Origin of the sequence: Synechococcus sp. GEYO (genome assembly GCF_900473955.1) — a bacterium.
In the GTDB taxonomy this organism is placed as follows: domain Bacteria; phylum Cyanobacteriota; class Cyanobacteriia; order PCC-6307; family Cyanobiaceae; genus Synechococcus_C.
In genome coordinates, this window is sequence record NZ_UCNL01000012.1 from 1 (window position 1) to 5,981 (window position 5,981).

At 52.5% G+C, this 5,981-nt stretch carries 2 tRNA genes and 3 rRNA genes; all 5 read right to left on the reverse strand.

Going from position 1 to position 5,981, the window contains the following annotated elements:
• Positions 1–70: 70 nt before the first annotated feature.
• The 5 genes from rrf to DXY37_RS11865 all read right to left on the reverse strand — a co-directional run bounded on the left by rrf (position 71) and on the right by DXY37_RS11865 (position 5,386).
• Positions 71–187: ribosomal RNA gene (gene rrf / locus DXY37_RS11845) — 5S ribosomal RNA — on the reverse strand.
• 116 nt (positions 188–303) lie between these two features.
• A 23S ribosomal RNA gene (locus DXY37_RS11850) occupies positions 304–3,169 on the reverse strand.
• 393 nt (positions 3,170–3,562) lie between these two features.
• Positions 3,563–3,635 (reverse strand) — tRNA-Ala (locus tag DXY37_RS11855).
• 9 nt (positions 3,636–3,644) lie between these two features.
• Positions 3,645–3,718: transfer RNA gene (locus DXY37_RS11860), tRNA-Ile, on the reverse strand.
• Between the two features lie 183 nt (positions 3,719–3,901).
• A 16S ribosomal RNA gene (locus DXY37_RS11865) occupies positions 3,902–5,386 on the reverse strand.
• The 16S, 23S and 5S rRNA genes sit together here with 2 tRNA genes alongside, the layout of an rRNA operon.
• Positions 5,387–5,981: the final 595 nt, after the last annotated feature.

Consider the following 5,981-nt stretch of genomic DNA (forward strand, 5'->3'; position numbering starts at 1 on the left):
GCCAGGGCACAAAAAAAGCCACCCCTCAAGGGTGGCTTTCTTCGCATCACATGCGTGATAGAAATGTTTTACCTGGCATCGAGCTATTTTCTCAGGGGGCTACCCCCCAAATATCGTCGCCGCTGCTGCGTTTCACAACCGAGTTCGAGATGGATCGGAGTGGTTCCACAACGCTATGGACACCAGGATAGAAAACATTCCCAAGGTTGAACCCTGAGAACTGCATAGGACATCACCAACAACTTTCATCGTTGATCATGCGTCTGAATTGAATAAATCATCGCCTCAGGCAAGAACCAAATCATGGTCAAGCCCTCGGTCTATTAGTACTCCTCCGCTGCATCCATTACTGGACTTCGACGTAGAGCCTATCAACGGGTGTTCTTCCCGTGACCTTACTGGGTTACCCCATGGGAATACTCATCTTGAGGTGGGCTTCCCACTTAGATGCTTTCAGCGGTTATCCACTCCGCACATGGCTACCCAGCGTTTACCGTTGGCACGATAACTGGTACACCAGAGGTGCGTTCCTCCCGGTCCTCTCGTACTAGGGAGAAATCCTCTCAATATTCCTACGCATACACCGGATATGGACCGAACTGTCTCACGACGTTCTGAACCCAGCTCGCGTACCGCTTTAATGGGCGAACAGCCCAACCCTTGGGACCGACTTCAGCCCCAGGTTGCGATGAGCCGACATCGAGGTGCCAAACCTCCCCGTCGATGTGAACTCTTGGGGGAGATCAGCCTGTTATCCCTAGAGTAACTTTTATCCGTTGAGCGACGGCCCTTCCACTCAGAACCGTCGGATCACTAAAACCGACTTTCGTCCCTGTTCGACTTGTAGGTCTCACAGTCAAGCTTCCTTCTGCTTTTGCACTCGTCAGCTGATTTCCAACCAGCCTGAGGAAACCTTTGTGCGCCTCCGTTACCTTTTAGGAGGCGACCGCCCCAGTCAAACTGCCCACCTGATACTGTCCGCTCCCCGGATAACGGGTGAACGTTAGAACCCTAGCTCTGAAAGAGTGGTATCTCACCATTGACTCCCTAGTACCCACGAGCACTAGATCAACGTCTCCCACCTATCCTGCGCATTCAGAGCCCGGGCACAATACCAAGCTACAGTAAAGCTTCATAGGGTCTTTCTGTCCGGGTGTATGTAGTCCGCATCTTCACAGACAATTCTATTTCGCCGAGCCTCTCTCCGAGACAGCGCCCTGATCGTTACGCCTTTCGTGCGGGTCGGAACTTACCCGACAAGGAATTTCGCTACCTTAGGACCGTTATAGTTACGGCCGCCGTTCACCGGGGCTTCAGTCGCCAGCTTCGCTTACGCTGACCGGCTTCCTTAACCTTCCGGCACTGGGCAGGCGTCAGCCCCCATACATCGTCTTGCGACTTAGCGGAGACCTGTGTTTTTGGTAAACAGTCGCCAGGGCCTTTTCACTGCGACCACCTTGCGGTGGCACCCCTTCTCCCGAAGTTACGGGGCTAATTTGCCGAGTTCCTTAGAGAGAGTTACCTCGCGCACCTCGGTATTCTCTACCACCCCACCTGTGTCGGTTTCGGGTACTGGCAGTTATGCCTTAACGGGTATAGAGCTTTTCTTGGAAGCATGACATCACCGACTTCGCTGCCGTAGCAGCTCGTACTCACGCCTCAGCTCGGAACGTTTTCGCCGCTCCTCATAGCCTCGAACGCTTGAACCAGTAACCAACGTCTGGCTCGGCTAGCCTTCTCCGTCCCTCTTCCCAAAACATAACCGGTACAGGAATGTTGACCTGTTATCCATCGACTACGCCTTTCGGCCTGACCTTAGGACCAGACTAACCCTCCGCGGACGAGCCTGCCGGAGGAACCCTTAGGGTTTCGGTGCATGGGATTCTCACCCATGTTTTCGCTACTCAAGCCGACATTCTCACTTCCATGCAGTCCACGCCCGCTCACGCTAACGCTTCGCCCCACATAGAACGCTCCCCTACCATAAATCCGCAGCTTCGGTACAACGCTTAGCCCCGTTCATTTTCGGCGCAGGATCGCTCGACCAGTGAGCTATTACGCACTCCTTTGAGGATGGCTGCTTCTAGGCAAACCTCCTGGTTGTCTGGGCAATCCCACCTCCTTTATCACTTAGCGTTGATTTGGGGACCTTAGCTGGCGGTCTGGGCTGTTTCCCTCTCGACCATGGAGCTTATCCCCCACAGTCTGACTGCCTCGCTACACACAGGGTATTCAGAGTTCATCTCGATTTGGTACCGCTCTCGCAGCCCGCACCGAAATGGTGGCTTTACCCCCCTGCTGGAGCACGAGACGCTACGCCTCAACGTATTTCGGGGAGAACCAGCTAGCTCCGGGTTCGATTGGCATTTCACCGCTAACCACAGCTCATCCAGTGACTTTTCAACGTCAGTTGGTTGGGACCTCCACTTGGTATCACCCAAGCTTCATCCTGGCCATGGTTAGATCACCCGGGTTCGGGTCTATAAATACTGACAAACGCCCTATTCAGACTCGCTTTCGCTATGGCTCCACCATTTCCGGTTTAACCCGCCAGTACCTATAAGTCGCCGGCTCATTCTTCAACAGGCACACGGTCACCCGATAAGTCGGGCTCCCATTGCTTGTAAGCTCACGGTTTCATGTTCTATTTCACTCCCCTCCCGGGGTTCTTTTCACCTTTCCCTCGCGGTACTGTTTCGCTATCGGTCACACAGTAGTACTTAGCCTTACGAGGTGGTCCTCGCGGATTCACACGGAATTTCACGTGCTCCGTGCTACTCGGGATACAGCTAGGTCAGTTCAGTTTTCGTGTACGGGGCTTTCACCTTCTTTGGCGTGTCTTTCAAACACTTCCACTAACATCCCTTTTCCACATTGCTGTCCCACAACCCCGATGGTCGAAACCATCGGTTTAGGCTCTTCCCCGTTCGCTCGCCGCTACTCAGGGAGTCGTTTTTACTTTCCTTTCCTCCAGCTACTAAGATGTTTCAGTTCGCTGGGTTGGCTCGTGCCAGCCTATGGATTCAGCTGGCCGTTCTAAGGGTTGCCCCATTCGGAAATTCCCGGATCAAAGCGTGTTTCCAGCTCCCCGAGACTTATCGCAGGTAACCACGTCCTTCATCGCCTCTGTGTGCCAAGGTATCCGCCGTGAGCTCTTTGTAGCTTGACCATTTAATCTCCAAAACGCTTGCTGTTGTTGAAACAGATTCTGAACGATTCATTGCTGAATCAATCATCAAACTCCCAATTGCTCGACACAATTAGAAGAACGTTATGGAGTCTCGGCTCTTGCTCAAGAATTGACATCATCCTAAAAAGAATGATGCATCCATGAGAGATGCTTTATTCTTACAGACTTTTTCCTATGCAGTTGTCAAGGTTCTGCTAGACATCAAACTGCTTAAACAGTTCGAGCCCAGCATCTTATCAACCAAAAGATCGTGATAATTCACGTCATTTCGGAATGACAGGAAGCTGGGGTCATGCCAGCGGACACATCTAAATCACATCACATTCGAGTTCACCTTCCATCATTCAGAAGATGGAGATTGAGTTCGATCAGTGGAGGTTAGGAGACTCGAACTCCTGACATCCTGCTTGCAAAGCAGGCGCTCTACCAACTGAGCTAAACCCCCAACACCGAATGGGCCATCCTGGACTTGAACCAGGGACCTCACCCTTATCAGGGGTGCGCTCTAACCACCTGAGCTAATGGCCCAGGAAGACTCAACCCTTGTGGGATGTGACCTAGACAAAGTTTAGGAACTGAAAATTTCCATCAAGCAATACATATTGCTATGCATTCTTGACTTCAAAATTGAGGTACCGATCGACCTAAGGTGACAGGATTTCGGCCTAAGAATTAAGTACTCAGACATCAAAATCATTGTTTGTCTCCCTGTTAGGAGGTGATCCAGCCGCACCTTCCGGTACGGCTACCTTGTTACGACTTCACCCCAGTCATCAGCCCCACCTTCGACGTCCTCCTCCACAAGGGTTGGAGTAACGGCTTCGGGCGTGGCCAACTTCCATGGTGTGACGGGCGGTGTGTACAAGGCCCGGGAACGTATTCACCGCAGTATGCTGACCTGCGATTACTAGCGATTCCTCCTTCACGTAGGCGAGTTGCAGCCTACGATCTGAACTGAGCCACGGTTTATGAGATTTGCTTGTCCTCGCGAACTTGCTGCTCTTTGTCCGTAGCATTGTAGTACGTGTGTAGCCCAGGATGTAAGGGGCATGATGACTTGACGTCATCCACACCTTCCTCCGGTTTATCACCGGCGGTCTCTCTAGAGTGCCCAACTAAATGCTGGCAACTAAAGACGTGGGTTGCGCTCGTTGCGGGACTTAACCCAACATCTCACGACACGAGCTGACGACAGCCATGCACCACCTGTCACTGCGTTCCCGAGGGCACTCTCTCGTTTCCAAGAGATTCGCAGGATGTCAAACCCTGGTAAGGTTCTTCGCGTTGCATCGAATTAAACCACATACTCCACCGCTTGTGCGGGCCCCCGTCAATTCCTTTGAGTTTCACACTTGCGTGCGTACTCCCCAGGCGGAACACTTAACGCGTTGGCTACGACACCGAGGGGGTCGATTCCCCCGACACCTAGTGTTCATCGTTTACGGCCAGGACTACAGGGGTATCTAATCCCTTTCGCTCCCCTGGCTTTCGTCCATGAGCGTCAGTTATGGCCCAGCAGAGCGCCTTCGCCACTGGTGTTCTTCCCGATATCTACGCATTTCACCGCTACACCGGGAATTCCCTCTGCCCCTACCACACTCAAGCCCAACAGTTTCCACTGCCATGATGGAGTTAAGCTCCACGTTTTAACAGCAGACTTGAAAGGCCGCCTGCGGACGCTTTACGCCCAATAATTCCGGATAACGCTTGCCACTCCCGTATTACCGCGGCTGCTGGCACGGAATTAGCCGTGGCTTATTCCTCAAGTACCGTCAGATCTTCTTCCTTGAGAAAAGAGGTTTACAGCCCAGAGGCCTTCATCCCTCACGCGGCGTTGCTCCGTCAGGCTTTCGCCCATTGCGGAAAATTCCCCACTGCTGCCTCCCGTAGGAGTCTGGGCCGTGTCTCAGTCCCAGTGTGGCTGATCATCCTCTCAGACCAGCTACTGATCGATGCCTTGGTGAGCTCTTACCTCACCAACTAGCTAATCAGACGCGGGCTCATCCTCAGGCGAAATTCATTTCACCTCTCGGCATATGGGGTATTAGCGGCCGTTTCCAGCCGTTATCCCCCTCCTGAGGGCAGATTCCCACGCGTTACTCACCCGTCCGCCACTAACCCGAAGGTTCGTTCGACTTGCATGTGTTAAGCACGCCGCCAGCGTTCATCCTGAGCCAGGATCAAACTCTCCGTTGTAGATCAAGTCCTCTTAAAGGCTTTCACCTCTTCAACTTGACTTGCTTTACCCACTCATCAGCACTGGCGCACTGATTGCAGTTAAAACCACCTTCCTCTGACAGAAGGGTTCTTAAGAGTGCACTTAGAATCTCTCCCTCGTGACTTTCCAGGATCTCAGATCCGGTCGTTGCTCCACAACGTGCACACCGACAACATCAAAAGCTCGTGAAAACTTTCAATCTTGTAAGCACGTTGCTTCTTTGCAACTAAAAATTGTTGACGGGACCTCACACTTACATCGCTATATCATCAAGCTCAATTACCAAACCTTTCAGCTCAGCAACCGAAACTCGACGCGATGAAAGCGTCAGTTCCTAAACTTTTCGATTGTCCAGGTTCTGCCGTCGCGCTTCCTCTCAGAAGCGGTTGGCGGTGCGGTCTCGCGACCGCTTGTGAAACCTACAACACCGTGGGATCTCTCCCTCTTGGCCTTGTAAGCACCCCTAAACATTACAAGCTCGCGCTCTTCATGCTCAGTGGCTGCGCTCCAGGCTTCCGCCTGCCGCGCAGTCCAAAAACATAACTCACAAACATCCCCTAACGCAACTGATCG